This is a genomic window from Paenibacillus sp. JMULE4 (assembly GCF_013337105.1).
Lineage (GTDB): Bacteria > Bacillota > Bacilli > Paenibacillales > NBRC-103111 > Paenibacillus_G > Paenibacillus_G naphthalenovorans.
The window spans coordinates 51869-78825 of record NZ_SGWF01000022.1 but is presented as its reverse complement, the minus strand read 5'-3'; the positions used below and the strand labels follow the sequence as shown (position 1 = coordinate 78825).

The following is a 26957-nucleotide window of genomic DNA, read 5'->3' as shown; positions in this document are numbered from 1 at the left end:
CCTCTCCTCCCGTTTTTTACTTCAACTTGGAAATGATCTTCTTCGCGGCGTCCTTCGCTTTCTTCGATCGCTCCTTCGCGTTGTGCCACGACTGCTTCGCTTCGCCCACGTGATACACAACCTCTTTTTTGGATGTTTCGTACATCTCGTGCGGCGACGGAGCTTGAAAGATGCCGAGCAACTGCTTCAAAATCTTTTTGCGGAACAAAAACGCGCAGAAGAACAGCAGCGCCACAAAAATTTGCTGCAGCATCAGGATGCCGGAGCCGCGCGCCACGATGTCGGCGACGAGCAGCGTAAAGCCCAGGTAAAAGCCGTAAATGACCTTCGTGCCGAGCACGCCGATCAGCCAGCCGACCCAGCGGCGCACAAATACGAAACCTCGCTCCGGAAACAAGCCGAGCAGCAGTACGACCGGCGCGAGGATAATGATCGCCAGCGCCATCTCCTGCGCCAGAATCAAAATAAGCGATATCGTCCCGACGTAGAGCAACAGCGTCAACGTGGCGATCAGCGACAGCAGCGCCACCAGACAGCGGATGCCCGCCGAACCGCCGGCGAACAAGTACGGGACGTCCGCATGATCGCCGTGGCCGATTTTCGCATCGCCCAGCACCTTGCGCAAAATATCCCGCTGCGTCATGCCGGGCGCATACTGCCGCATCCAGTGCGACCACGCATCCCCGGCCTGAACGCCGATGGTTACCTCCTCGTCCTCCGCCCGGTCCAGAATCGCTTCGACTTCCTCCGCCGTCATGCGCACCGCGCCTGCGTCCTGACGGTTGAACTGGCCAATCAGCCACGGCCGGTCGACAAACAGCTTCCACAGCCGGTTGGACGTCGCCATAAGCTGCTGATCCGCCGCATTCGCCAGTCCCTCCCCCCATTGTTCGCCCGTCACGCGCTGGTACGGCGCGGCCAGGGAACCCATCGTTATTTGCGTCAGCTTGTCCATCGCCTGCGACACCGCGCGGATGCTCTGCCCCGAATGCGCGAAAAACCAATAGCTGCCGACGAGCACGACAATCGAGCCGATCACGCCGGACATCAGCCGCGTCGTCTGGTTGTTCCAGTACCCGACCTTGACCATCCATGCGGCGAGCAGCACCAGCGCCCACGGCAAAAACTTGGTGAAGATGCTCGTTCGCAGCCCGTCCATAATGGGGAGAATGAGCGACAGTTGTTCGTTGACCAGATCGGTGTGAAAGCCGAGCTGCATCAGAAAAATGCAAAGGCGGGTGATGAAGGCGCTGAGCATAAACACGACGTTGGCGACCCAGTTCAGAATGATCGGAAACGGGTTGTTCAGCTTCGGCTTCCATCCGGACCACTCCACAAGGTCGTAGCCCAAATCCCAGGTGTAGTGATCCGTCGGATACTGGCGGTAATCGAGCGTCCGGTCGCCGGGCTCGATGCCCATCTCGCTTTCGCCCGGCAGCAGCTGGTCGAGCATATCTTTGGGCGCTTCCGCAAAAACGGCATCCGGATTTGCCAAAGCCATGAAGCATGCGATAAACACCATCAGCAAAAGCCCGCAGCGGCATCGTCGTCTCAAATCGTTTCCCTCCTTTCCGCCGTCATGCGATCCGGCGTCGTATTGAACACGGAGAGCAGATCGTCCGGCGTCGGCTCGATATGCACCCGCCCGATCCGGCCGGTAATGTCTTTCATGTAGCAGTCCCCCGCTTTCAGCTCACGGAACGCCTGGATCATGTCCTCATCGTCGGGATCGAGTCCGAGCAGCGTCAGGTTGTCCGCAATCGCCCGAGGGTCTTCCGTCCGGAAACAAAAAATGGAGCCGAGATTGTTTCTCGTCTCCTCGTCAGCCACATCCCCCGGATTTTGGGTCGCCAGCAGCGGGACGACCTGAAAGGAACGGCCCATCCGGATAATCTCATCAATGAGCAGCGCGCCCTCGGGAAAAGCTTTCAGCATCCAGCTTTCATCGATGCCGAACATTTTGAGCTGATCGTGCGGGCTGTAAAACATGTACTCCCGTCCGAGCGCGGCGACCAGATACATGATGCCGAGACCGAACCGCTCGTTCGGCGTCAGCGCCGTATGCAGCCGTTCGCTTCGCTTCTTCGGCAGCGGCAACCCCGCCAGCGTAATGACGATAAACCGCGCGCCGCTCAAGTTCGCGTTTTCTTCCCCGTCTCGGGCGAAAATAAACTTTCCGAACGGGCTGCGCGAGTACGACTGCAGCCGGTTCATGCAGCGGCGGGCTTCCACCCGGATCGCTTCCACCGGCGAATCCGCCGAAACCCGCTCCAGCTCCTGCATAAAGGTGTACAGATCGCGCTGTTTCTGCTCGAACGTCCGCTCGACGGCTTCCATGATCGCGTCAGCCCGCTCGTCATTGCGGGTCCCCTCCAGCAGCAAGCTGAGGAAATCCAGCACAATGCCGTGCGCTCGGTCCTCGCTTTCGGACATCCGGAACGGATTGAACTTCGTCGCCGAATCCGCCGAAAAGTTCAGACGCACCATGTTTTGACGGATGTCCGGGATGAGCGCAAAGCAGCTGTCCTCATCCTTGGGATCGATCGAGAACACGATGCCGCCCTGGTTGTAGCCATGGTAGAACAGCGTCTTTTTCAGCACAGACTTCCCCGATCCGAGCGTACCGACGATGACGATCGCCCCGGAACGGTTCAGTTCCTTGGACATCGGCCGCTTCAAATCGAGCAGCACCGGGATGCGGTGCAGCGTCCGCCCGATGTAATCCCCGTCCGGATCGCCGATTTCTCTTGAACCGTGCAGCATGGCTGCAGCCAGAAACTTCGGATCCATCGGGATCCGGTTTTGCTTGTCCATCGGGGAACCGGGCAAAAAAAGCCGGAATGCCAGCACCTGATCCGCCGGGGAGCGAACGGCGCGGATTTGCTTGGTCGCATACAATTGCAACAGCTGCGCCGCACGTTCCTCCAGCTCCTTGCGGGAAGAGGCGGATACGTTGAGCCACGTCGACGCCCACACAAGCGGCATTCCTTTTTGCAGCTTGTTCTCCAGCACCCTTCCGCGCTTGCCAGCCCATTCCAGCGTGATCGGCGTTTCCTCGGACGCTTCCTTGTATTCGCGGCGCTGGTCTTTCAACACTTTGCGGTTGCGCTGCAAGCCGCCCGCCGCTTCATGCGGCGTCTGCACCTGAAAGTGAATGCTGACCTCGGCGGGAAAAGGCAGGTCTTCGAGCGCATACAGCCACTCGTCCCCGATGGTTGAAATCTCCTCCGGCACATCGACGACCGAGAAAAACGCTTGAAAGCTTTTCCGGCTGTCTTCCTCCCCATCGTCATGATGCACGATCCACGTCTTCATTTTTTCTTCGCCGACAAGGTCGGCGGCAAGCAGTACCGGCAATGATTTTTTCGGGCGCAGCAGCACCTTCTCGCCCTTCACCCGCACCTCGCGCATCGTCTCCGGCGTCAGCGTCAGCTCCGGCTCCACGGCCAATCCACGAAAGAAGCCGCGCCTGATCAGCCACTCGATTTCCTGCGGTCCGCACCGCTCGCCGCCCAAATGATGGTTTACCTGATTGAACTGCAAGCTTTCTGCAGACTTCGCGATGTTCAGTCGCTCGATCTCCAGTTCCCCGCGCTGGCGGTACCAGAACTGTTCCTGGATGTTGCGGCCGAACGCGCCGGCCCATTCGCGCAGTGTTTCGCCCGTCTTGCGCAAACCCGACAAATCCACTTCCGGAAACTGCTTGTGCACGGCGGATAGCTGCAAAATCAAATAAAGCGATCGCTGCCACGGCCGCCGCTCGGCAAACCGCTGCATGACCGCTTTCACATACCGTTCGTATTCCGCGCCCTGCCCCATTCGCCGCTGTTGCCACACGCCAGCGTCCATCATCCGGGTGACGGATAACAATTGGCCGCTGCCATGGTAGCTGTGCAAAAACTGCTGCATCTGGCTCACGGCGCCGCGCTTTTTCTCCGGCGACTGGTACGCATACGGTTTCAGCGGTATGCGGTACACCGCCCACGGTTTCAGCAGCGTGTCAAACAGGAGGTTTTGTTCCCAATACAAAACCGGAAACTTCAATGCGTCTCACCCCCCTTCAAAAACTGTTTTCATCGGATCCGGATGTGGCGGCGGCATATCAATGAATGTCGCTCCGTTTTCGAACCTTCCATATCTCCAAATGTTTATCTCTATTCTCTCTTTCAACTTGCACCGGAGCGGATGTCATCCATGACATCGACCGCCGCGATTTTCCTTCCAGCACCACTGGCGGAACGACCGCCCGTTTGGACGGCCGTATCAGCGGCGTGACATGAAGTTTTCCGCTTCGCCCGCGCCAGCGGATGCGCACGTTTGCGGGAAGGCAAAGCGTCTGCAATCCCTCGACCGTCCCGTGTAGTTGTCCGCTGCTGCCGCTCCATGCCTCGCCGCCTTTTGGCAACGAGATCCGTTCATACGGCCGGCACCGGCCAACAAACCGGATCCTGTGTTTCCCTCCGGGTTGACGGATCGCCTGCCAGCGGACAAACCATTTCGGCCGCACCAAGAAATGCAGGATGTCCCGAACATAGCGCGGCACCGTTTTCCCCGCCGGATCCAGTTTGACCGTGTAGTATGCGGCGGCAATCGGCCCGACAACCATCGTGATCGTGCGATCGATGGGAAGCAGCCATGAGAGCACCGGAAACACGTAGCAAAAGATAAAAAACACGCCGATATACACAAACCAGAGCACGACGCCATCCTGCCGGATCGGCATCCACAATCGAATGTCGCCGATATGGTAAATGAGCGGGCGAACCCGATACAACGCGCGATACGATTCCGTTTTATCCTCGTCCATCCGGCTTCACCCTCCGGTTGTGTCCGTAAGCCCTTCCACGGAAATGCCGAGCGTCTTCAGCACATAAAGCGCCAGGTACTTGGCAATGCCGGGAGCAAAGACGAAAATGCCCAGAATGACCGACAGCATAATGTGCGACCAGAGCCGGTTCGTTTCGCCGCTGGCATACATTTTCACGCCCCGGTAAATCGCAATCGTGAGAAAAATGGCTTGCAGCAGCCGTTTGATGACGAGCAGACCGGTATTGACGAAATCCCCTTCCACATTTCCCACCCCCTCAATGAACTGGATAAGTCGTTTTACTCTATGCTCCCTACAAAAAACTTCCGGTTCTCCTCCGTCACCGCCAGCTTCCACACCTGCGTCACACGAAAACCTGTTGCAGCATCCTGCGCGGAAAACGTAACCGTGACCTTGTAGGGTCCGGTTCCGGCAGCCTCCAGCCGCTCCAGCGCGATAAAGCGAATCCGGCCTTCGAGCGGCTTCAAGTTTGCGCCGGTCGTGACGTAGTTGAACAGGCTGTCCGCGTCCTTGCCTTCGCACATCGCTTTCAGAAAGCTTTCGATCGCCGGACGCATCCGCTGCTTTACATCCGCAGATGCCGCCGGTTCTCCGCTTCCCATTTCCGGAACGGCGGGCGGCTCCTGCGGCGGGCGGAAGAGCGGCGGCGCAGCCACCGCAGCGCCTTTGCCCACCTGCGCCCATACGGGCACATCGACTTCCCACACGACCCGTTCGGGATTCGCCGCGATGACCCTCACGCGAACCGAATAATTTGATACCCCACTAGAGGACGAGGACACGAACTCCGCCGCGATCACTTCCTGCCGTTTCGTTTTATGTTCCGCCTGAAGAGCCGCAACGCGTGCGAGAGCATCCAGATTGACATACGGCTTGAGCCGCTGCATACGCGCTTCCGGCAGTTCCTCGCCGTCCCAGCGCATCCACTCGCGGGCAAAGCTGAGCGCCGTATGGACCGCCATTTGCTGCTCCATTGTCTTCTTGAGGATGGCCGGCGTCGGGTCGGGTTCCGTTCTCAAGAGCGTGGAAACCGCGCCCAGACAGGAAACGATCAGCATCGCCCACAGCAGCAGCTTGGGCAGCAAACGAACATCCAACCGCCTCACCTCCTGTTGATGATGGGGGGTAGCTCTCTGGGCTGTTTTCCGAGCAGCAGACAGGCAAGATCGGTCTGGATAGGCAAAAGCGGCATCTCCCTCAAGCTCCGGCATTGTCCGCCGCAGCCCAGCCACTTCGCCGCCCCCGGTCCGTTTTGTTTCCACTCGCTTTCACTGATGGTCCATACGTTCGGCAAACGGTCATGGCTGAACGTTCCCTTTCGCAGCGAATCCCATATATCGATCAGCGTTTTCGGGCGGCTCTCGATTTTGGTCACGAACAGCACGTGCACCACTTCCACCTTCGGCCATATTTTCGGGAGCAGCGTTCCGTAGTGAACCATTTTGTCTTTTAAGCGCCACAGCGTTTCGGTGCCCGTATCGTACTCCAGATGAAAGGCCAGCCTTCCATGGTCCGGAAAGCGGTACATGCCGAACCCGTCCGGTTTGACCGGAGCGGCAGCTTTTCCCGTCGGTTTTGTCTGCACATACCGTTCGGCAGCCGACCTCGGGTCCAGCCATTCGATCATCCCTTCTTCCGCTCGGGAAAGGCTATGGCGGATCAAATCCGTGAAAAAAGCGTTCGTTCCATAAAAATGCTCAATCTGTACCGGTCCGGCTTCCCACGCTTTCGCCCGATACACCGTTTCATCCCCGACCAGACCGGCCGCCCCTCTTGCCCCCTTGGCCGTTAAGGTATATCCGACATGGTTTCGTTTCAGAAAAGGAAGGCGGATGGGCCGAATCACTCCGGTCTCTTTCATTTCACAGACGATATTGTAGATCGTCTTCGGTTTGTAGTTCAGGCTGAGCGCTAATTGCTCCGCCGTCAGCAACGTGTGCCGGTACAGCATCACCTGCGTTTCTTTTTTTGCTTCGTAGTACAAATGCGGAGTCTCCTTTCCATCGGGGCATGTGGTGAGTTAGTCGGGATCAGGGTTTCGCCCGGCTTGTGCGCCGCACCGCGCGATTTCGCCTTTTGCAGAAGCGGCAGTTTTCCCTCGAACTTTCCCTCCTTGCTTCCCTCAAACTTTCTCTCCAAGACGCTCTCCAACATTCCAGGCGCGATGTCAACCAAAAATTGGCAAATCGGCCGCCTCCGGCATACCGGAGAGACCCGAGCGCTTCATTTCCTGCTCGACCGCTTCCACAGCACGTCCGTCCTGCTCGTCCGAATGCGCCCACGCCTCCTTGATCCAGGCTTCATTCCGGATCGGGACGACATCGTTTTTGACCGTGAACAGCTCGAGCCGTCCTTCGCGGCCTTTCGTGCGCACGATGGCGTGAAGCTCGGCCAGATTCATCAAATCGGCGTTCGTGACTTGCGGCTTGAGCCAGCGCGACAGCTTGTCCGCGTCCGGCCCGCCGAGCTGCAGCAGCATGAGCGTGCCGACGTTGCCGAGAATCGCCTCCAGAATGCGATCGGACAGTTGAGACAAATACTGCGTGGCCAGAAACAGCGACAAGCCGAACTTGCGGTCCTCGGCCAGTATTTTGGTCAAAATGTCCGTCGCGAACAAGTGCATTTCATCGGCAAAAAAGAAATGTGCCCTCGATTGATGCTGCGGCCGCTTGCGGCAGGTAAAGTGGTAGTCGATGAAAAACAGGCTAGCCAATATCTTCAGCAAATCCGGCACGCAGCCGGATCCGTCGATCAGCACGATCCTGCCTTCGTCCATCACTCGCCGTGTGTTGATGCTGCTGTGAAGCTGTCCGAGCATCCGCCGCGATGTCGGGTACGTCGTCAAGGCACCAAGCTTGTTCAGAATCGGACCGAGATGCTCGCCCACGTTTTTGATTTGCGCAAATTCCTCCAGCCAAAAATGCCGCAAATGCACGTCCAGATCCGGCAGTATTTTTTTACGGTATGTCTCGTTAAAAAAGATGTCGATTATGCCGAGCACCGTTTGCGGCGGCACGGATAACAAGCTGAGCACGGCGTTGCGGAGATAATGCTCCGCCCGCGGCCGGGAGCCGGGAAAAAGCTGCTGCAGCGTCGTGACAAATTCCCCGGTCAGGCTTTCCCGCATATCCGCATGCGCCTCTTGAAACAAGTTGAAGCCGCGCGGCCGGTCGGTGTGTCCCAGCGGAACAATGTGCAGTTTCGGGTACAAACTTTTCGGAATATAGCTCAGCAATGTTTCGATCGCCCCTCCGTGCGGATCGAGAAACGTAAAGCCCGGTGCTCGGTCCGGCGAACGCTCCAAGTCTTCCACCATATTCGTCATAATGGAGAGCAGTGTCGACGTTTTCCCCGATCCGGTCGTTCCGGCAAGGAAAGCGTGCTTCAGCATCTGGTTCACCGGCATGCGGATCTCTTGATCCGCGCCTGGCACGTTGCTTTTTCCAATAAATAGCCCGTGGTTTAAGCCTACAGGCGCAGGTACGATTTTGGCATGCATCTTCTCCATATGCGCGGCAGCCGGATCGCCAAAGGCGGGTATGCGAAGCCAGCAGCCGAGCTCCTCCGAGGTAAACAGCAGCTTCTTCGACGGCACGCCAGGCGCAAGCATCGCTTTTTTTCCCCGAACGGGACGCAACACAATGCCGTTACCGCTTCTCATCGACTGCAGCATGTCGTTCATCGTGTGCAGCCTCGCTTTGGCCGCATGCGATCGAATGAGCACGCGAAATCCCGTCCACAGCCCGATTTCGTCCTCGTCCTGCTTGCTCTGAAGCGAACGCATGACGTTCTGCTGATGGGCGGTCAGTTCTCGCGGCCCTCGTTTCTCCTTCTGGTTCGTGTTCATTTCCCGCCAGATCGCTTTCAGCGACACCGGCTCGTTCGCCGGGGAGCGCAGCCACGCTTCCGCTTTGCGGACACGGCGTTGCAGGAGGCGCTTGCCAGCCGGCGCAAACGCCAGCTCCAGCCATACCTCCTCGCCCGCTTTGAGCTCTCCCGCTCCCATCGCCGCGATCATCTCGTTAACCGGGTCTTTGCCCGCCGGATGAATGGCAGCGACTGACAGCGCTCCCTTGTACGCCGGACGTCCTTCGGCAACGATCACGTTTTTGCCCGAATCAGCGGCAAACACAGGCGCTTCCACCGGGAGCAAATAGATCCCGGACACCTGCGTATGAAAGCCCGTACGAAACCCCATCCAGCGAATGTCGGGGACAGAAAAGTAGATTCGTACTCGTCCAGCAGGTCCTGCACACTGGATCAAGAAACGAAAATAGATCTGTCCGTACCGAAGACGCTTGAATCGGGGATGGCCGAGCTGGCTGATATGCCTGGCAAAACGCACCGCCTTGGCGAAGTCGATCGGCGCGGCGTCGAAGGAGGGCATCGCTTCGAACCATAGGGTCAGCTTGTGCTTGCCGCGCCCCGGCTCACACCAGCGCGAAAACAAAAAAGAGAGCATCGCTACCCCCTCCCTCCGTAAACGTATTCGATTTTCCTTATGCAAATCAAAAGTGTTCGATCAACTCCCTTCCTCAAAGCAGAAAAAGGAACAACGACCGTTTCCGGCTTGTCCCTTTTCTCCCGATGATAGCATCATACCAGAAAAATCCTGAATTGTGGTGCCGCTGCAGTGCCTTTGTTTTGCCAATGTTATGCCTATTTTTTTGCAGTCTGCTTTCGTTGTGCTCCTCTATTGCTGAAAAAATTGCGCCAATTTACGATCAATTACGGCCCTGGACTCTATTGGGGGCGAGGGGCCCATAACATTACAGAAACCCCTGCAATGCATATGACTGCTCCGATCCAGTCATAGAGATCTGGCGTTTTCCTATCGATTAACCATCCCCACAAAACCGCAAGCACCACGAAAACACCGCCGTACGCAGCATACACGCGTCCGAAATTCGGGAAACTTTGAAATGTTGGTATAATCCCGTATAAGATCAGCACGATGCTTCCCGCTATGCCGTACCCTATCGGTTTGGATTCTCTTAACCAAAGCCAGACAAGATATCCGCCGCCAATTTCAGCTAATCCGGCCAAAACAAACAGAAGTATAGCCGCTGCCATGTCTCATCTCCTTCCATTTCCGTCCAAGTCAACATTTACAAAGCACTCATCCCAAGATAAACAAAAACATTTCAACCCATTTTCCAATACTTGTTGCATCATCTTGATTTGCCTCTCCTTCTCTTCCAATTCAAGTCTTTTCTTCTGAGCCATGGATCGCCAGCGTTCCGACGGGGGAACATTCGAATCGAAGCCCTCAAGCAACACGAAAATTTCCTGCACATGAAACCCTGCTTGTTGTGCCGTCTTAATGACACGGATGCGTTGCAGGATATCTGATGAATATCTTCTTTGCCCGCTTCTGCGACTTACTTTGGGAATCAATCCTACATTTTCATAATAACGCAAAGTCGAAGCCGGAACATCACTCAACCTGGCGATTTCGCCAATAGACAGCATAAAATCCAACCCCTTTACTTAAAGTTAACTTTAAGTTTTATGATACTCAATATATACGACAAGGAGGTGATCCAGCAATGAAAAGATGGATTGAAGACGCTGGGTAAGATGACAAACTCATACACAAAAAGATGCTTGCATTACTTATGGGAACTTCAATTGTAAAAAAAGAAATCGGAGGGTGTTGAATATGTCTGATCAGTGCGATATTGCATGTCACAGGCTATCTTTTTCAGAAGAGGAAATGTCGGAGTATGAACAATTGAGGGAAAGCATCTTTAAACATTTAATCAAAATTGATGAGCAAGCGGATGGATATTCCTTTATATTCCCCAATGCAGAAGGTCAGCTCCTGCAGTATCTGGGGAAATGGATTCCCTTCGAATTGAAATGTTGCCCCTTTTTAAAGATCGCGATTGCGGTTAATCATGACGATAATGTGAGGTTAGAATTATCAGGACCTATGGGAATCAAGGACTTTCTATTGCATGAACTTCAATTACATCAAAACAATTTTTGATGAATTCAGGGTCTTATTCTTTTCTCAACATTTCGGTCGAAAAGGTCAACAAAAATAGGCCTTTCGGCCTGTATTCAGTCATTATTTTTTCTGTATATAGCTTCTCCGCTAACAACTAATCCGCCGTGGACTGATCATCCATTCCCTACTGAGCAGACCGCCTTAGCGGCCGCTTGTACCATTTGCCTCTCTTTAGCTCAGCTTTTGCTACCGTCTTTGACTTGCAACAATCGTAAACTGTTAAGTGTAACAATTAAGGTTGCTCCCATATCGGCGAAAATCGCCATCCACAGCGTAAGCCATCCAGGAACTATTAATAGCATTGCCAAAACTTTAATTCCAAGCGAGAACGAAATGTTTTGCTTGATGACCGAAAGTGTTTTTCTACTGAGGCTCATGGTGTACGGCAGTTTGCTTAAATCATCACCCATCAGGACAATATCCGCTGTTTCCAAAGCTGTATCCGTACCGGCGCCTCCCATCGCAATACCGACAGTGGAAGCGGCAAGGGCAGGAGCATCGTTTACTCCATCACCAACCATGGCGACATTGCCGTACTGGGTGCGAAGCGTTTTAATATACTCTAGTTTATCCTGCGGCAACAGTTCCGCTTTGACTTCTGCAATGCCCAATCGCTTGCCGATGGCATCGGCGGTTGCTTTGTTATCGCCGGTGAGCATGATGGTTTTCTTGATGCCAAGATCATGCAACTTTTGAAGAACATTTTTGCTGGAATCCCGCACTTCATCGGCGACCGCGATAAGAGCCTGAATTGTTTCTTCTGTACCCAGCACCATGACCGTTTTCCCTTGGTTTTGCAGCTCATCGATTTGTTTTAGAGCTTCTTTATCCATTGATGAGTGCAGCTCAGTGAAAAGTTTTGGGCTGCCGATGTAATAAAGCTGTCCGCCAACCTTCCCTTTTACCCCTTTACCAGTGATGGAGATGAATTCTTCAGCATCCGAGCTGAAATCAACATTTGCTTGTTCTGCTTTTCTTAAAATCGCAGAAGCAAGCGGATGCTGCGAGCCTTTTTCAAGAATGGCAGCGATTTTCAAAATATCATGGTCATTCTCTCCAAACGTGATTATTTCCGTCACTTGCGGCACGCCTTTTGTCAGCGTTCCGGTTTTATCGAAGGCAACAGCGGATATTCGTCCCGCTTCCTCCAGATGTATGCCGCCTTTAATGAGCACGCCTCGTTTCGCCGCATTGCCGATCGCCGTCACGATCGACACCGGCGTGGAGATCACAAGAGCACAAGGACAGCCTACAACAAGAAGCGCCAATCCTCTATAAATCCATTCTCCCCAGCTGCCGCCAACGATCAGAGGCGGAATGACGGCAACCAGCACTGCCGCAATCATAATCGCCGGCGTGTAATATTTCGCGAACCGGTCAACGAATGCTTGTGATGAAGCCCGCTCGGCTTGCGCTTCTTCCACCAGGTGAATGATTTTGGAAATGGTCGTATCTTCGACCGTTCTGGTTACTTTGACTTCCAGCAGCCCTTCTTCATTAAGCGTGCCTGCAAACACTTCATCATCAACGCTTTTTGCGACAGGAATCGATTCGCCGGTAATGGCTGCCTGATTGACGGCAGACGATCCTTTGATGACGACTCCATCCATCGCAAGCTTTTGACCGGGCTTCACGATCATAATGTCTCCGACACGGATATCCTCGACGTTTACCGTGAGCTCGGCGCTGCCGCGGCGAATCAACGCTTCTTTCGGCGCAATATCCATCAGCGAGCGAATCGATTGCCGGGCTTTTTCCATTGAATACCGCTCTAATACTTCGCTTATGGCAAACAAAATAACGACCGTCGCTCCTTCGCCCCATTCGCCGATGGCAACAGCCCCTAAAATAGCTACGGTCATTAACGTGTTCATATCAAACTGAATGCGGAAAAGGTTCTTGATGCCTTTTTTAAACAATTCATAACCACCGATCAGAATGGATGCGCCATAGGTTAAAGATGAAAGCAGACTTTCTTCCCAATACCGCTCACCAAAAAAATACCCGGCGGTCAGAAGCAAAGCAGAAACGAGTACGTGCCAGTTTTCTTTCCAAAATGGCTCTTTCTTTTCCATGACTCGCTCTTTTTCAGGTGTTACCTTTAGGTTCTCGAACGCTCCTGCCTTTTCCAATTCCTCTGCCGTCGTGTTACCATAAACGGTTATTTTGGATGCTCCGAAGTTTACTTGCGCATCCTGAACGCCAGGGAGATTTTTTACGTTCTTTTCAAAAATGGCTGCGCAATTGGTACAAGTAAAACCGTGAACCCGGTACACATTTTTATTTTCATTATGGTTTGGCGTATTCATTTTCAACGGTCATCATCTCCTCACGATGTGCAGAAGCGAGCTTGATGAGCTGACGCACATGGTCATCTTCCAGAGAATAAAACGCCAGCTTTCCTTCTTTGCGGTATTTGACAAGGTTCAATTTTTTTAACGTTCGCAGATGATGCGAAGCCGTCGCGAGCGAAGAACCAATGATATTGGCCACATCGCAGACACAGAGCTCATCTTCTTGGCACAGAGCAAATGCCACTTTCATTCTCGTTTCATCGGCGAGCGCTTTAAACATATTCGCCATGCCTGAAATATCATGCTCCATTAGCGTGTTCTGAACGCGTTGCACCTTAACTTCATCAAAACAATACAGTTCACATGTATCTTTTTGAGTCATTCAAGGACCCCCATCAATCAAACAACCATTTGAGTATATGATCATCATACTCCCATTTTTTTATTCAGTCAAATGTTAATTTGAGTGTCTTAGAAAATAATAACAGCATGCAAATTAGACGATTCAATCGCATGCCGATATCTCCACTAATGAACTTATAAAGGCCACTTAGCCTCGTTCTTATTTTTCTGTTTAAGCTTTGTCATCTAACATTAATCCGCCGCGGACTCATCCTCCACTCCCTCAAACCAGTAGTGAGCATCTTCACGTCCCAACGAATCATATATTTTATTGAGCACTTCAATTCGCCTGCGATAAAACGTCCGGGGCGACCAGCTGAGTTCCGCCATGATCGAAGGGTTCAAAACTTCCTCAAAATATTTGAGCCTGACGAACTCCTTCTCCTCGGCACGCAACCCGGAATAGGCAATATCGATAAGCTTAACCCGCAACTCCAATCGCGGAAGCTCCTTTTCCCTGATCTGAAACCGGCGTATGATCTCGTTCGGTATGCTTTCATTGGGCTGTCCTTTTCCGTAAATCGGCACAAGGTCCAATCGCTGCGCCAATCCCGGTATATGCTCCAGCTGAGCCTTCAACGTTTCGATTCGCGTTTTCCAGGACGGATATTTCGTCAACCATCTTTCCACTTTTCCGTATGGCGTCCGCTTTTTCTTCCTATCATCCATTTTTCCGTTTTGGCAATCTTTCACCTGTCATCCATCCTTTATTTTCATTTTGACAACAGGCTCACCGGTGAGTGCCTTTGCAATTTCATTGTACTTCCGGCGCCATGGTGGGATAAGTTGGAACTTTTAGTAGAACCTTTTTCCGCGAAGGTTCTATTTCATATAGAACTTTTTTAAATCCAATAAAAAAGGCCCAACTCTCCATAACAGGAAAGTCGAGCGCTTTTTCATTATTTACTTTCGACCAGATTCTCTTAACCCTCATGGAGTAAATCGTTGATGCCATGTTTTTTCATCAAACGATTCCTTCTGGCTATCGCCCCATCCAAAACGGAATCGAGAATTCGTTCATTGTGACATGAATCCAGATACAAAAGGAGGGATCTCATCCCCCCCTGTAACCATTAAAGACTCTGGTTGTTTTGGACCTCTGTCAATAGATTGGACACATGGAATCGAGAAAATTACGCAACACAATCGTACATTTGTTCGCATTGAGTGGGTGTGAGATACCCGATCGCCGAATGGACTCGTTTGCGATTGTAGAAAAACTCGATATATTCAAAAATCTTACTTTGCGCTTCCTTGCGGGTCTTGAACTTTTCCAGATAAACGAGTTCTTTTTTGAGTACGCTGTGGAACGATTCGATGCAGGCGTTGTCGTAGCAGTTGCCCTTGCGGCTCATGCTGCCCTTCATCCCGTATTTTAGCAGCCGTTGTTGGTACTCATGGGAAGCGTATTGGCTGCCCCGATCGGAATGATGAAGAACCTTACCTTTGGGCCGCTGACGGCTGTAAGCCTGGTCCAGAGCTTGCAAGACCAGTTCCTTGGTCATCCGCTCATCAGCGTACCAGCCTACGATTTTGCGTGTGTACAAGTCCATGATGCTCGCGACATAGAGCCATCCTTCGTCTGTCGGAACGTACGTGATGTCCGCCATCCAGACTTGGTTGGGAGCTTGCGCTGTGAACTGCTGGTTCAGCACATTGTCATGCACCGGCAGGTTGTGCCTCGAGTTCGTCGTCGCCTTGTATTTTCGGACGGTGCGCGACTTAAGCCCCAACTCCTGCATGATGCGGGCGACGGTTTTCTCGGAAACTCGCTCGCCTTGCTGGCGCAAGACTTGAGCGATCTTCGGACTGCCATACAGACGGCGCGATTCCAGGAAGATGCGGCTAATTTGCTGTTTCAACTGTGCGCGGCGTTTTTTCCGTTCACTTTCCTTGCGCCGGGTCCATTGATAATAACCGCTCCGGGATACATTCAAAATCCTGCACATCTCCGACACCGGATACATGGAGCGGTGCTTGTGAATAAACGAAAAGATCAGTTCCGGTCTTTTGCGAAGATGTGCATCGCTTTTTTTAGAATCTCATTCTCCATCTCAAGTTGGCGAATTCGTTTCTGCATGTCGAGGAAGGTCTTTTCCTCCATTTTCAGATTGCCGCTGCCGCGAAAAGCGTTGACCGGATCCTGTTTGAATTCGCTGATCCAACGGTACAAGGTATTGTCGGATACACCCAGTTCCCGAGCGACTTGCGCCACCGGTTTTCCCTGTTCCTGGATCATCCTCACGGTTTGGATTTTGAAGTCTTTGTCATACTTTTGACTCATCTTCGGACACCTCGATTTTGCTGAATTTATTGTCGCATTCTCGATTCTCGGTGTCCACTATTCAGTCTAGCATCAGTTTTTGAGTTCGTTCAATTGACGACTCAGTTCCGCATTCTGTTTTCTTAGTGCGTCCATCTCAGCGTTTCCATGCTCACTCCGGTTTCCTTTGTTCCCGTGCATTCCCTTCATCATGATCAGCATCATGAGGGGACAAGCGAGTGCCAGCAACCAAGCCCAGTCCATTTGACCACCTCCTCCCGGACGAATTGTTTTGAAGCAGTCTCCTTTCTTCTTCGCGCGATTTCTCAGGTCCGATCGGGTCAGAAGCAACATTTCGCGTATCAGAAGGTAATATCCCTGCGGCATCATTCTGCTTCTCCTCCCTTTCCTCTTTTTTCACTTGCGTCGCTTGTCGGCTTTCCTTTCTTAAGAAGACGGATAATCCAACTCCCAACAACATCATCAAAAGATATACGGTTTGTTCCCCTGAGAAACTGAAAATAAACTCTGTTTTTGTATCAAAGAACGTCACCACCATCAATCCCATACCGTAATACGTCAGTGTGTTTAACAGCCACTTTCCCGTGCCCATGAGAAGAGCATTCCGCCATAACCATAGCAACATTGGCAAGGTGATGATCAAGCGATATATATTGACGGGATGGTACTTAAACTCAGGATTTTCAATCGAAATCCCCCATGGAAGCGAAGTGGGCATTCCATACTGCCAGCTGAGCAGGTTGTGTACCAAAACCGCGACAACACCCCCAACTGATAACATATCCCCAACCAACCGCCATGGCACGCCGATTTTCCTCCAACTTCGGTACAAATACAATGCAGCAACGGCAAGCCCAAACCACCATCCGATATCGGTTCCGGGTACCGTCAGCCATAATAACGGGTGCTCCCGTAAGAGAGACGGTGAAAGTAAGATCGGACTCATTTTCCAAACGAAAAATATGATAAGCAGAGCGTTCACCAAAGGTTCGAGAAAGGGTCGATCATGTATATCGGACCGCTTCCATTTCCATTGCATGGCGGCATATCCTGCGAATCCGGAAACCGCCAGCACGACCCAATCCATCCTGATCATAAAAGGACCCAACTGCAAGATGTCCGGCAACGTATCTCCCTCCACACTTTTTTTGTCGATGAGTTCGGTAAGCAAACCTTATGGCAACAGTTTTTTGAATTTAGCTTCCATCGACTGTGGGTCAACAAGTCCGATCACTTGATCGACAATCACACCATCCCCACCCACAAAAAACGTCGTCGGGATCGGCTGAATGCCGTATTTTTGCGAAACTTCTCCTTTATCGTCCAGCAGGACGGGAAACGAAAAACCGTATTCATCTGCGAAAGCCCTGGCTCCTTCAACCGAATCGCTGGCAGTCACATTAATCGCATAAATTTCGATCTTTCCTCTATATTTTTCATAAAGCCGTACCAATTCCGGAGCTTCGATCCGGCACGGCCCGCACCAGGATGCCCAGAAATTCAGAACGACAGGCTTGCCGTCCAATTTTTTCAGCGTATACGTTTGACCATCCAGAGCCGGCAATGCAAACTGCGGCGCTCTATACCCTTTTTTAGGCAGCTCCTCGCGATTGGCAGGCGAAGTTTGAAAGAGGGCAACAATTGCAAGAACGATAATGGCTGCAAGCACCAACCATTGCTTTTTCATGACCCTCCCTCCATTCTTCAGAATGTCCAATACGTCCATGTGTCGCTTACGCCTAAAATGACAAACAATACACCGGCTATTTTTTGAATCCGAATCCCCCAACGTTTGGCCCGTTTCACCATGATACGATCAAAGCCGAAACCTACGGTGAGCGCGGCAAGTAGCAGGAACGGCATGGCTGTCCCTATCGCAAAAACGGGGGGTAAAATACCGCCATATGAAGTTTGCATAGCGAGAGGCATGAGTGAACCGAAGAACAAGACGAACATGGTCGGACAAAAGCCGACCGAAAATGCAATCCCCATCAAAAATGCACCGCCTTTACCCCCTACCCGATCGGCAATGTTTCGCATAAACGAGGAAAAACGAGCACCCAACTGAAAAGGAAGTCGCACCCGCCCAAGCAAAAATAAGCCGATGACGACCAGCAATGGTCCTAACAGTTTCCTCGCAGATGCGAATAGCGGAATAAAGTCGCGGGAAATTTGCTGTCCGAAAAACCAGAACAATACGCCAAATAAGCTGAATAGCACGATTTTCCCTAAAAGATACATAACCGTTTCCGACCAGGAAAGCTTGGCTTGTGCCTGACGGTTGCCAAAATACACGATCGCGGCGACATTCGCCGAGATCTGGCAGGGCGCCACTGAACCGACAAATCCAAGAAACAGCGCGGCCAAAAAAGCAATATTCGAATGTGCTGCACCTAAGAACGGTTCGCTTAAGAAGGAACTGATTTTGCTGAAAAACGAATACATTCTCATTCCCCCTTAGAATCCGGTAAATCCACCGTAAAGCTTGATCAGATAGATCGTAATTTGCGTCATTTTATCCGTATACAGCAAAATCCCCGTCAATATCATCAAAGCTCCGCCGGCTTTCATGAATCCGTTCGAATATTTCAATATCCAACGCAGCTTTCCGATAAAAAAGGCCATAGCAAAAAATGGAAGAGAGAATCCGACGGTATAGGCAAAAGTATATACCACCGCCTGGCCGGGATTGCTTACTCCTAACGCCAGAACGGCAGCCAAAATGGGTCCGACACATGGCGTCCATCCAGCCGCATAAGTGACGCCCACCAAGATGGAACCCAAATATCCAAACGGTTTCCGTTTCCATTCAAACCGCGCATTTTTGAGCAATAATTTAGGTTTAAACACACCGAGCATGATCAGTCCCATGACAACGACCATAATGGCCCCCAATTGCCGGATCACATCCCGATTGCCGGAAAACAAATTCCCTACGAAGCTGGCCGATAGTCCCAAGGCGAAAAAGATGATCGAAAATCCGATGATAAAGAACAAGGTGTGCAAAAATGCCTGCTTTTGAAGCAGCCCTTTGCCCTCCTGCAAATCTTTAACCGAAACCCCCGTGATATATGATAAATACGAAGGGTAAAGGGGAAGACAACAAGGTGAAATGAATGATAAAAAGCCTGCACCGAACGCGATCCATACCGTTAAATCAGCAGCATTCATAGCAACCCTCTCATTTATACTACGAATTGTAGTGTTTTTGTTTAAGAAAAAGGCGGGCTTATGAACACCCGCCAAACAGTAGACTGCTCATCAAAAATAACGTCAAAGAAGATAAAAACAATGGTCGGTATAGTGTCAGCGGGACTTCAACTGTTTTTTGCGGTTCCAATAGCTGCTGAATCCGATAATTGATCGCGGTATTCGCAAAATAGACACCCGCCGCGCGGTATTGAACCATTTTTGTGTGATTCGCCAATGTCAACAGTACGTTACCGAGGTCAATCTCGGTTCCCATTTGTTTCACCGCGAAACGGTCAGCCAGCAGTTCTTTCCATGTCTGATAATATTGGGCGGTCGATTTCACGATGGGTAAGTACCCAAATGCATCGACCATTAACGTCGAAAGGAAGAACTTCAGATTGTCGCGGTTACGGCAATGGTACCACTCGTGCAGCAGAATGGCCCGAACTTCGCGTTCATCAAACAAGTCGAACAGCGCCGAGGATACAATGATTTTCGGTTTCCACACTCCCAGAGCGAGAGCGAGAAAAGCATGATCCTCAATAACGATAAACTCGGTATTCCAATGACGATATTTCTTATTCAACCGCTTTGTTAATTTTTGATGTTGTGCCTCGCGAAATCTGCACAGCCATTTACGGGTTAAAACCCACTGCTTTCCGATGCGCCAAGCTATTTTGCCCACAGTGTAGACGATAACCAAGTTGAATACCAGCTTCACCCAAACATGTCCTGACGATTTTTCGCCGATTGCGGTTACGCAGTATTGAATAATATTCCATCGAAGCGGTATGTTCCAGATTTGATGGGCTACATACATCCCCATTTGCAATAGCATAAGGAACCCGAACAGAAGCATCACGGCGTAAACCCACTTGACTTTCGTTTCGGGTTTCATGACTGTTTCCTGCTTTTCATTTCGTTTATTTTCCGTTCAAGCTTGGAAATCAGTTCCGGATCGACATCGTCCAAGGCATCGATCATATGATTGACAACAAGTCCTCCGAATTCCTCAATAAGTCCGTGAGTGACGGCTTTTGTTTGTTCCGCGAGAAATTGTTCTTTGGACAGTACAGCTTCAAAAGATGTAACCCGATTTCTTCCTTTGCCGGTCGTTGTTCTCTTCAGAAGCCCCTTTTCCTGCAAGCGGCTCATGACGGTCATTACAGCATTGAAAGAGATGGGATTTTCCTGGTTTAAAATGGATTGCATTTCCTTGATCGTAATACTTTCAGAAGCCCAAACGATCTCCATAATACGCGCTTCAAGCGGTCCGAAAAAATGATTCAACCCGGATTCATGCATATTGAATTTTTTAATTTTCATTTTCTTCACACCCTTACACTACAAATTGTAGTATACAAAAATTGTCGCTGTCAACATAACGAAACTTTCTTGTCCGTGCTCACAAGTTCTACACATTTTGCTTTATGATCGAAATGAAGAGACCACAGTACAAAATAAAAAAAGAATGGGGGATAACCATGAAAACCGGTTGGAAATTGAAAAGCGCAGCTGTTGTTGGCGCCATTGCCGTTTTATTGACGGGATGCTTCAACTCCAGCGGTGGTTCGATGGGCGGCATGGATCATTCAAAAATGAACATGGATGATAAATCGGCGGCCCAACAACCAACGAATACGAATACTAGCACCACAGTGAAAGTCGCAACGTTAACCGGTAAAGAGTTTACACTTACAGCAAAAACGAGCAATCAAGAACTTGCACCGGGAATAACGCTGCCGGTCTGGACGTTCAACAATTCCGTTCCTGGTCCGGAGCTTCGTGTAAAACAAGGGGAAACCGTGAAAATCAACCTTAAAAATGAATTGCCTGAACCGGTGACTATTCATTGGCACGGGGTTCCGGTTCCGAATGCGATGGACGGTATTCCGGGCGTTACACAAAACGCGGTTCAACCCGGACAATCGTTCACTTATACATTTAAAGCGGACGTACCTGGAACATACTGGTATCATTCCCACCAAGACAGCGTAAACCAGCTAGACCGAGGATTGTACGGTTCGTTTATCGTGGAACCGAAAGATGGAACCAAAGTAGACCGCGACTATACGCTCGTCCTGGATGAATGGATGAGTACCGGCATGAGCATGTCTGATATGAATATGTCCGGCGGCAACATGTCTAAAATGGATATGTCCAACATGGACCACAGCAAAATGAATATGGGGAATTCGAATAACAAAGGCAGCAATTCGATGGATCATAGTCAAATGAATATGGGACATGATATGAGCATGTACGATTTGTTCACGGTTAACGGCAAATCCGGATCGCTCGTGGACAAACTGCCCGTAAAACAAGGGGAAAAAGTACGAATACGGCTCATTAATGCCGGTTACCTGTCTCATCAAATCCACCTTCACGGACATGAGTTTAAAATTACTGCATCGGATGGCCAGCCGATTCACAATCCGGGTATACTCAAAGATAGTGTCGTCACGATTGCACCAGGGGAACGTTACGATATTGAATTTGAAGCCAACAATCCCGGTCAGTGGCTGATTGAAGATCATGGCGAAAACAAGGCCGTTGCAGGGATGAAAGCCGTAATCGCTTATGAAGGGGTTGCCGCAGGTTCGGATAAACCGAACGACAAAGAAAAACTACCGGTTGTCGATCTAACCCGTTATGGTCAAGCCGGAAAAATGAACTTTACCCTTGATCAGAAGTACACGATGGAATACACGATGAATCTGAATACGGAAATGAAAAATGGCGATATGGTTTATACCATCAACGGAAAAACATTCCCGGAAACCGAACCGATTAAAGTCAAAAAAGGTGATACAGTCAAAGTTCGTCTCGTGAACAACTCCAAGACCGACGACCATCCGATGCACCTGCACGGCCACTTCTTCCAGGTGCTAAGCAAAAACGGCAAACCTTTGGAGGGTTCGCCAGTCATTAAAGATACGTTGAATCTGAAACCGGGTGAAGAATACGTCGTAGCGTTTGAAGCAGACAATGAAGGCAACTGGATGTTCCACTGCCACGACCTGCATCATGCATCGGCCGGCATGGTGACAGAATTGAAGTATACGGACTATAAAACCGACTTTGTTCCAGATCCGAAAGCCGGTAACAAGCCTGAATAATATTCAAATTGTTCTTACTTGATCCCCCTGGGAACGGACGCTCATCCGTTCCCTTTTTGCATGTTCAGTATCGGTTGCATAAGAAATTGAGGCCTATTCCTACTTTCTGATGAGAAACCCCTTTCCCGTAGTTCTGCATATTCTTCTATTATCTTTCCTTGTCGGAGTTTTCTAATAATTTACGTTTATGGTCGAACTCTTCATCACTGAGTTCACCTTTGGCATAACGTTCTTTTAATATCATGAGGGGATAATCTTCCACCTTGCTTTTCCTCATTAACAAGCGGACAACCACGTAAACAGATACGCCAACAGCTAAGATCAACAAAAGTAATCCGAGCACCATCATCATACACATCATGCCCATCATGGAACCATCCATCATCGTTGATCCGTCCATCATGATACATACCTCCCATCATTAGGATTATCATTTTGTGCACCGAGCATTCCTTTAACTTGCCTCGACCTTCTTTGTTAAGCCTTTTCGATCTTCCCCAACCATTGATTTACAATTTCGGTGACGTTACCTAAGCAACAACTGCCTTGCGGATTATTAACCTCACAGCCACAGCGGTTAGCTTGGACGTGCCCGCGAATTTGATCAATGGGATTGACATTTTGCTGAGATGCCTTGAAAAGCTTTTCTCTCGTCCACCCGAAACAGTAACAAACTAAAACATTGGGCGCTTCATCCTTCTGAAACACTGGAACTTTTAGATCCCCTTTGTCAAAAAATGAACCCTCTGTAAAATACACAACAGAACACGAGGAATTGGGGCAAAAGGCAAATGACGCTTCCGGATCGAGTCTTTCCAAAGCAGATGGAATAAGCAAAGCTTTCAGCGTGATAAGCTGCACACTTTTTCTCTTGAAGTTACAAATAGGACATCGCATAACGCTCCGTTGAGAAGCCGCTGAACTTTTACAACAATCGTTCATTCAGATGCACTTCCTTTATTCGAAAAGCGTTTCCGCTTTTTGTAATAGATCCAAACCGCTGCCGCGGCGACCAATGCGGCGCGTAAGAAGTAAAGCGTTTCTTTTCCTTACAAACGAAAGTTAATGGTCGAATCCTTCGCTCATCGCGCCCCTCACATCCCTTTTCCTTGATCGGCAATTTTTGTCCAATTGATTCCCTTGTCCTTGGATAAATAAACATCTTTTTTATACGTAGCGAAAACGAGCTCTTTATCGTTGACCGGATTTTGTGCAACGTAAGCTGCGGCGTCTTCAACGAGAACAGGAATGGTTATCTCCTTCATTTGCTTTGTTGCCGGATCCATCTCATAAAGTTCGCCGTTTTGCTTATAGGCACCAATAAACAATGCCCCCTGCTGATTAAAAGAAAGAGCTGTCACTTGCAAATCTGCCACTTTTTCGAAAAGGTTTCCGCTATCCTTCGAAAGATACAATGCTTTTTTAGTTCCAACCGCCACGATCGCATCGTTGGTCGGATGGACCGCCAATGCAACAGGCTCATCGGTCAAACCATTCATCTCAGATTTGGTCCAGGTTTTCGTTTCATCCATCGTATAATACAAACCCGCCGTTTTGAGACGTGTATTCGGTTCCGGGTTAAAGACGTACAGAGTGTGTGTATTATAGGCGGCATTCAAGAGATGAAAGTCAACTTCCCCGTATAAATCAAGATGTTCAAGACTTTTTCCTTCGTCGGAACTTTTCACGATTCCTAACGGATTCTTCATGTTTGACCCGGGCGCCGGGTGTCCGCTGCTATAGAACCCGTTACTCACGGTCGTGAATCCCATGTAATCATGCTTTTCTCCTGATGCTTCCGACCACGTTCCTTGCGAATACACTTTCAGCCCATCATGAGAAGGAATCATGATTCGCTGTCCATCTGAAGAATAACCCAATCCATGAAGGTGGGGCATGGTAATTGTCTTTGCTCCTTTACTTTGCAGCGTGAAGACACCGCTTATAAGGACACCGATCAGAGCTACGATCCATGCCCATTTTAAACTGTTAGCCTTTTTTGCGAATTGAAGCCTCTTCTCGCGGTCTTCCTGTTTTTTGGCATTGCTCAGTTGCTTCGCTTTTGTATTGAATGAAAAAAAGAAGTATAAAAATAAGACAAACAGAACGGACGAGCCAATAAATAGAAACCTCATCACAAAGCAAATCTCCTTCCAGATCCATTCTGATAAATAAACATTTTGCAAGGATAAAAACATTCCCGCATCATTTTATCATAACACTACATATTGTAGTATAATTATATATAATTGCACAAGTTTAACTCCCTCCTCGTGTTAGTCTGTACTTTTTGTCATAATAATACAAAATGCTTAACAAGGGTGAAACAATGATGAAGACGATTTTAATGGTAGATGACGAAGACAAAATACGTGATGTGGTGGTTTCTTATTTGCAAAAAGACGGGTTTCGTACTTTGGAAGCCGGTACAGGAACGGAGGCGTTACAAATGGTACGAAACGCTCCGATCGATCTGGTCATCCTTGATTTGATGCTGCCGGATTTTCCCGGCGAACAGGTTTGTCAAACGATACGCAAACTTTCATCCGTTCCCATTCTGATGCTTACCGCCAAAGTTGCCGAAGAAAACCGGATACAGGGGCTCACGATTGGTGCTGATGATTATATGACGAAGCCATTCGATCCCCGCGAGTTGGTGGCCCGGGTCCGGGCCATTCTGCGCCGGACAGATGATCATTACTTGTTAGCAGACCGAATCTCGTTTCACAATGACGAATTGGTTATCGATTCGGCCCGTAATGAAGTGTTTTCTCGCGGCGAACCGGTTAATTTGACCCCAAGCGAGTATAAACTGCTGCTCGTCCTGGCTCGTCACCCGCTGCGGCAGTTTACCCGCGAAGAATTGGTGGAGAAAGTTCTAGGCTTCGATTTCGAAGGGGATGCTCGCGCCATCGATCAGCACATCAAAAATTTGCGCCAGAAAATTGAACCCGATCCCAAACAACCGAAGTACATTCATACCGTTTATGGGAAAGGTTATCGATTTGTCGGAGGTGTATAATGAAACGCGGGTTGCAATTTCGCCTATCCCTGCTTTTGATCGGGGTTGCATCGGGAATTTTGCTTATTGCGGGAATCAGCTTCATGGCAGGAACCCATTATCATTTTAGATTGTACCAAGACCAGTACGGGATGGATCACAGCCTGCCGGGGCTGGCTTACCATCTGGAACAAGCTCTGCTTCAATCGATGATGTGGACTTTAGTTGGAGCCGTCCTTCTGTCCATCATGATCAGCCTTTATGTTGCCAAACGTCTTTCAGCACCTCTCGTAGAAATGAAAAACGCGGCGGAACAAATCACACGAGGAAAGCTTACGGTTCGGACAAGCATCCGAGGCAACGACGAACTCGCCGATCTTGGGAAAGCTTTAAATCACCTTGCGGAACAATTACAGAAACAAGAGAAATTACGTGTCACGATGACACAAGACATCGCCCATGAATTAAGGACGCCTCTCGCCACTCTGAAAAGCCATATGCAGGCCATGCTGGACCAAATCTGGGATCCGACGCCTGCACGGCTGCGAGCTTGTTACGAAGAAACTGAACGTCTCATCGCATTAGTCGCCGATTTGGAACAATTAACGGTGATGGACTCCCCTCATTTTCGCTTGCAGCGTAAACCGGAAGATCTATCGACGCTCATTCAACAAAGTTTGGGCATTGTAGCTGCTGCGTTTATGGAAAAAGGCGTTCGACTCGACGTGATGCCCCATCTTTCTGTCCGCCTGCATGTGGATCGGGATCGTTTCATACAGGTATTGGTCAATGTTTTAACCAACGCACTCAAATTTACACCTGAAAAAGGGCAGGTCAAAATACAGGTGCAAGACGAAAACGATACGGTTCTCATTGCTATACAAGACACGGGAACTGGCATTGCCCCGAACGATTTGCCGTATGTTTTCGAACGGTTTTATCGGGTGGACAAATCACGAAACCGGAAAATGGGCGGCGCCGGAATCGGCCTGACGATTGTCAAGAAGTTAGTTGAGGCGCATGGCGGTACAGTGTGGATCGAAAGCGACAAAGGTACAACGGTCTACCTTCGTTTTCCAAAGTAACATTAGTCCAATTTTTTAGCGCTATATAAAGATAGGGTACCATATACCGTCATGAATCGATTCTCCTCCTTGACGTCGGCAAAACCAGCCTTTCGGATCAGTTCCGGAAACACACCGGTTACATGATCGGTCGTTGTAAGGAACCCGTCAAGTAATTGAACAGAAAAGAATGCGGTTCGCATGATAGCATTTTGGGCTTTGCCCCAATCGGCAATATGCAGTTCTCCGCCCGGCCGCAGAACCCGATAAACCTCATGTAACGTTTTGCTTTTATCTTCCCGCGTCAAATGATGAAACATCAAGCTGGAGATAACCCGGTCGAACGCATTCTCCGGATAAGGCAGTTCGAACGAGAATCCGTGAACAAATTGAATATCGGAATGAAGCTTAGACATTTTATGACGGGCAATCTCCAACACTTTCTCATCCCCATCAAGTCCATCCACTTTGGCTCCGGATGGATTTTTTTGATCAGAAGTGTAAGCGTCCCCGTTCAAGTACCCGATGCCTGTCTCTGATATTTGCTTGTGTCACCAACTGATGTTTAAAAGTCTCTACACGAATTGTCCAACGCATTATCGGATCGTAAAGCGATGTCAACCAATTGTAGCGAAGTGCAGGTATGATTTTCTTACGTTCATCCATAATGATACCCCCCAGATACGGATTGGATGTCCTATACTGACGAATATTGAAGGTTCGCTTGGGAAATCTAAATGATGTGTTTAACGTAAGCGTC

The 26957-nt window shown here is 50.0% G+C and carries 28 protein-coding genes; 4 read left to right on the top strand and 24 right to left on the bottom strand.

The annotated features are described in order from the left end of the window. Positions 1–16 precede the first annotated feature (16 nt). From EXW96_RS25620 to EXW96_RS25580, 9 genes are all read right to left on the bottom strand, one after another. A complete protein-coding gene (locus EXW96_RS25620; protein ID WP_144938203.1) occupies positions 17–1555 on the bottom strand; it encodes a hypothetical protein in 1539 nt (512 codons plus the stop codon). Next, positions 1552–4044: an ATP-binding protein gene (locus EXW96_RS25615; protein ID WP_144938200.1), complete on the bottom strand. Its 2493-nt coding sequence runs from the start codon at positions 4042–4044 to the stop codon at positions 1552–1554. The genes EXW96_RS25620 and EXW96_RS25615 overlap by 4 nt, the downstream gene beginning before the upstream one ends. 58 nt (positions 4045–4102) lie before the next feature. Then, positions 4103–4807 (bottom strand): TcpE family conjugal transfer membrane protein, encoded by a 705-nt coding sequence (locus EXW96_RS25610; protein ID WP_150959786.1) that lies wholly within the window; start codon positions 4805–4807, stop codon positions 4103–4105. 6 nt (positions 4808–4813) lie between these two features. Further along, positions 4814–5071: a hypothetical protein gene (locus EXW96_RS25605; protein WP_144938195.1), complete on the bottom strand. Its 258-nt coding sequence runs from the start codon at positions 5069–5071 to the stop codon at positions 4814–4816. 35 nt (positions 5072–5106) lie between these two features. Next, positions 5107–5934: a conjugal transfer protein gene (locus EXW96_RS25600; protein WP_309225224.1), complete on the bottom strand. Its 828-nt coding sequence runs from the start codon at positions 5932–5934 to the stop codon at positions 5107–5109. Beyond that, positions 5931–6812, bottom strand: coding sequence for a replication-relaxation family protein (locus EXW96_RS25595; protein ID WP_174351724.1), 882 nt, complete (start codon positions 6810–6812; stop codon positions 5931–5933). The genes EXW96_RS25600 and EXW96_RS25595 overlap by 4 nt, the downstream gene beginning before the upstream one ends. Before the next feature lie 183 nt (positions 6813–6995). Then, positions 6996–9290, bottom strand: a complete 2295-nt coding sequence (locus EXW96_RS25590; protein WP_062494039.1) for a type IV secretory system conjugative DNA transfer family protein — start codon at positions 9288–9290, stop codon at positions 6996–6998. Positions 9291–9571: 281 nt separating this feature from the next. Beyond that, a complete protein-coding gene (locus tag EXW96_RS25585; RefSeq protein ID WP_062494041.1) occupies positions 9572–9901 on the bottom strand; it encodes a YnfA family protein in 330 nt (109 codons plus the stop codon). Between the two features lie 3 nt (positions 9902–9904). Continuing rightward, entirely contained in the window at positions 9905–10300 is a 396-nt protein-coding gene (locus EXW96_RS25580) for a MerR family transcriptional regulator (RefSeq protein ID WP_062494043.1), read from the bottom strand. A 190-nt stretch (positions 10301–10490) separates the two neighbouring features. Between EXW96_RS25580 and EXW96_RS25575 the strand changes: the two genes are divergently transcribed. Further along, positions 10491–10820: a hypothetical protein gene (locus EXW96_RS25575; RefSeq protein WP_062494045.1), complete on the top strand. Its 330-nt coding sequence runs from the start codon at positions 10491–10493 to the stop codon at positions 10818–10820. 197 nt (positions 10821–11017) lie between these two features. Here the strand turns inward: EXW96_RS25575 and EXW96_RS25570 are convergent, their stop codons facing one another. From EXW96_RS25570 to EXW96_RS25525, 11 genes are all read right to left on the bottom strand, one after another. Beyond that, positions 11018–13150 carry a heavy metal translocating P-type ATPase gene (locus EXW96_RS25570; protein WP_062494047.1) on the bottom strand — a complete coding sequence of 711 codons (2133 nt, stop codon included), beginning with the start codon at positions 13148–13150 and terminating at the stop codon, positions 11018–11020. Next, on the bottom strand, positions 13131–13517 hold the full coding sequence (locus EXW96_RS25565; RefSeq protein ID WP_062494049.1) for an ArsR/SmtB family transcription factor: 387 nt from the start codon (positions 13515–13517) through the stop codon (positions 13131–13133). Before EXW96_RS25565 ends, EXW96_RS25570 begins: the two co-directional genes overlap by 20 nt. Positions 13518–13729: 212 nt before the next feature. Next, positions 13730–14230 carry a hypothetical protein gene (locus EXW96_RS25560; protein WP_062494051.1) on the bottom strand — a complete coding sequence of 167 codons (501 nt, stop codon included), beginning with the start codon at positions 14228–14230 and terminating at the stop codon, positions 13730–13732. A 440-nt stretch (positions 14231–14670) separates the two neighbouring features. Then, positions 14671–15821, bottom strand: a protein-coding gene (locus tag EXW96_RS25555; RefSeq protein ID WP_217437513.1) for an IS3 family transposase whose coding sequence is annotated in 2 segments (ribosomal slippage) — positions 14671–15575 and positions 15575–15821 — 1152 coding nt in all. Because the reading frame shifts where the segments join, the coding sequence is not laid out codon by codon here. Positions 15822–15893: 72 nt separating this feature from the next. Then, entirely contained in the window at positions 15894–16022 is a 129-nt protein-coding gene (locus EXW96_RS25550) for a hypothetical protein (protein WP_235593441.1), read from the bottom strand. Then, positions 15973–16626, bottom strand: coding sequence for a hypothetical protein (locus EXW96_RS27950; protein WP_309225223.1), 654 nt, complete (start codon positions 16624–16626; stop codon positions 15973–15975). Before EXW96_RS27950 ends, EXW96_RS25550 begins: the two co-directional genes overlap by 50 nt. A 369-nt stretch (positions 16627–16995) precedes the next feature. Beyond that, entirely contained in the window at positions 16996–17508 is a 513-nt protein-coding gene (locus tag EXW96_RS25545; RefSeq protein ID WP_019007645.1) for a TlpA family protein disulfide reductase, read from the bottom strand. 17 nt (positions 17509–17525) lie between these two features. Further along, positions 17526–18266, bottom strand: coding sequence for an urease accessory protein UreH domain-containing protein (locus tag EXW96_RS25540; protein ID WP_019007644.1), 741 nt, complete (start codon positions 18264–18266; stop codon positions 17526–17528). A gap of 12 nt (positions 18267–18278) precedes the next feature. Continuing rightward, positions 18279–18992 (bottom strand): cytochrome c biogenesis CcdA family protein, encoded by a 714-nt coding sequence (locus tag EXW96_RS25535; RefSeq protein ID WP_026298444.1) that lies wholly within the window; start codon positions 18990–18992, stop codon positions 18279–18281. Between the two features lie 58 nt (positions 18993–19050). Then, positions 19051–19911 carry a M56 family metallopeptidase gene (locus EXW96_RS25530; RefSeq protein WP_019007642.1) on the bottom strand — a complete coding sequence of 287 codons (861 nt, stop codon included), beginning with the start codon at positions 19909–19911 and terminating at the stop codon, positions 19051–19053. Then, the gene (locus EXW96_RS25525; RefSeq protein ID WP_019007641.1) at positions 19908–20339 is read right to left on the bottom strand and encodes a BlaI/MecI/CopY family transcriptional regulator; all 432 of its coding nucleotides are present in this window, start codon (positions 20337–20339) and stop codon (positions 19908–19910) included. The genes EXW96_RS25530 and EXW96_RS25525 overlap by 4 nt, the downstream gene beginning before the upstream one ends. A gap of 158 nt (positions 20340–20497) precedes the next feature. Between EXW96_RS25525 and EXW96_RS25520 the strand changes: the two genes are divergently transcribed. Further along, positions 20498–22132 (top strand): multicopper oxidase family protein, encoded by a 1635-nt coding sequence (locus EXW96_RS25520; RefSeq protein WP_062494059.1) that lies wholly within the window; start codon positions 20498–20500, stop codon positions 22130–22132. 148 nt (positions 22133–22280) lie between these two features. Here the strand turns inward: EXW96_RS25520 and EXW96_RS25515 are convergent, their stop codons facing one another. The 3 genes from EXW96_RS25515 to EXW96_RS25505 form a co-directional block, all read right to left on the bottom strand. Continuing rightward, complete coding sequence (locus EXW96_RS25515; protein WP_062494061.1) at positions 22281–22535, bottom strand: SHOCT domain-containing protein; 255 nt, start codon at positions 22533–22535, stop codon at positions 22281–22283. Between the two features lie 74 nt (positions 22536–22609). Then, entirely contained in the window at positions 22610–23074 is a 465-nt protein-coding gene (locus tag EXW96_RS25510) for a putative iron-sulfur cluster-binding metallochaperone (protein ID WP_082655296.1), read from the bottom strand. Positions 23075–23226: 152 nt separating this feature from the next. Further along, positions 23227–24318 (bottom strand): F510_1955 family glycosylhydrolase, encoded by a 1092-nt coding sequence (locus EXW96_RS25505; protein ID WP_174351723.1) that lies wholly within the window; start codon positions 24316–24318, stop codon positions 23227–23229. Positions 24319–24464: 146 nt separating this feature from the next. On the opposite strand from EXW96_RS25505, the gene EXW96_RS25500 reads away from it, so the two are divergent. Both EXW96_RS25500 and EXW96_RS25495 read left to right on the top strand, forming a co-directional pair. Next, positions 24465–25154: a response regulator transcription factor gene (locus EXW96_RS25500; RefSeq protein WP_019007637.1), complete on the top strand. Its 690-nt coding sequence runs from the start codon at positions 24465–24467 to the stop codon at positions 25152–25154. Next, a complete protein-coding gene (locus tag EXW96_RS25495) occupies positions 25154–26218 on the top strand; it encodes a sensor histidine kinase (protein ID WP_019007636.1) in 1065 nt (354 codons plus the stop codon). The genes EXW96_RS25500 and EXW96_RS25495 overlap by 1 nt, the downstream gene beginning before the upstream one ends. Positions 26219–26220: 2 nt before the next feature. Here EXW96_RS25495 and EXW96_RS25490 read toward each other — a convergent pair whose 3' ends face one another. Continuing rightward, complete coding sequence (locus EXW96_RS25490; protein WP_244932937.1) at positions 26221–26664, bottom strand: class I SAM-dependent methyltransferase; 444 nt, start codon at positions 26662–26664, stop codon at positions 26221–26223. Positions 26665–26957 lie beyond the last annotated feature (293 nt).

Coding starts and splice junctions, on each gene's coding strand:
- EXW96_RS25610 (WP_150959786.1), bottom strand. CDS start 4,807: ATGGACGAGGATAAAACGGAATCGTATCGCGCGTTGTATCGGGTTCGC.
- EXW96_RS25590 (WP_062494039.1), bottom strand. CDS start 9,290: ATGCTCTCTTTTTTGTTTTCGCGCTGGTGTGAGCCGGGGCGCGGCAAG.
- EXW96_RS25585 (WP_062494041.1), bottom strand. CDS start 9,901: ATGGCAGCGGCTATACTTCTGTTTGTTTTGGCCGGATTAGCTGAAATT.
- EXW96_RS25580 (WP_062494043.1), bottom strand. CDS start 10,300: ATGCTGTCTATTGGCGAAATCGCCAGGTTGAGTGATGTTCCGGCTTCG.
- EXW96_RS25575 (WP_062494045.1), top strand. CDS start 10,491: ATGTCTGATCAGTGCGATATTGCATGTCACAGGCTATCTTTTTCAGAA.
- EXW96_RS25570 (WP_062494047.1), bottom strand. CDS start 13,150: ATGAATACGCCAAACCATAATGAAAATAAAAATGTGTACCGGGTTCAC.
- EXW96_RS25565 (WP_062494049.1), bottom strand. CDS start 13,517: ATGACTCAAAAAGATACATGTGAACTGTATTGTTTTGATGAAGTTAAG.
- EXW96_RS25550 (WP_235593441.1), bottom strand. CDS start 16,022: ATGCTGATCATGATGAAGGGAATGCACGGGAACAAAGGAAACCGGAGT.
- EXW96_RS25545 (WP_019007645.1), bottom strand. CDS start 17,508: ATGAAAAAGCAATGGTTGGTGCTTGCAGCCATTATCGTTCTTGCAATT.
- EXW96_RS25540 (WP_019007644.1), bottom strand. CDS start 18,266: ATGTATTCGTTTTTCAGCAAAATCAGTTCCTTCTTAAGCGAACCGTTC.
- EXW96_RS25535 (WP_026298444.1), bottom strand. CDS start 18,992: ATGAATGCTGCTGATTTAACGGTATGGATCGCGTTCGGTGCAGGCTTT.
- EXW96_RS25530 (WP_019007642.1), bottom strand. CDS start 19,911: ATGAAACCCGAAACGAAAGTCAAGTGGGTTTACGCCGTGATGCTTCTG.
- EXW96_RS25525 (WP_019007641.1), bottom strand. CDS start 20,339: ATGAAAATTAAAAAATTCAATATGCATGAATCCGGGTTGAATCATTTT.
- EXW96_RS25520 (WP_062494059.1), top strand. CDS start 20,498: ATGAAAACCGGTTGGAAATTGAAAAGCGCAGCTGTTGTTGGCGCCATT.
- EXW96_RS25515 (WP_062494061.1), bottom strand. CDS start 22,535: ATGATGGACGGATCAACGATGATGGATGGTTCCATGATGGGCATGATG.
- EXW96_RS25510 (WP_082655296.1), bottom strand. CDS start 23,074: ATGAACGATTGTTGTAAAAGTTCAGCGGCTTCTCAACGGAGCGTTATG.
- EXW96_RS25500 (WP_019007637.1), top strand. CDS start 24,465: ATGAAGACGATTTTAATGGTAGATGACGAAGACAAAATACGTGATGTG.
- EXW96_RS25495 (WP_019007636.1), top strand. CDS start 25,154: ATGAAACGCGGGTTGCAATTTCGCCTATCCCTGCTTTTGATCGGGGTT.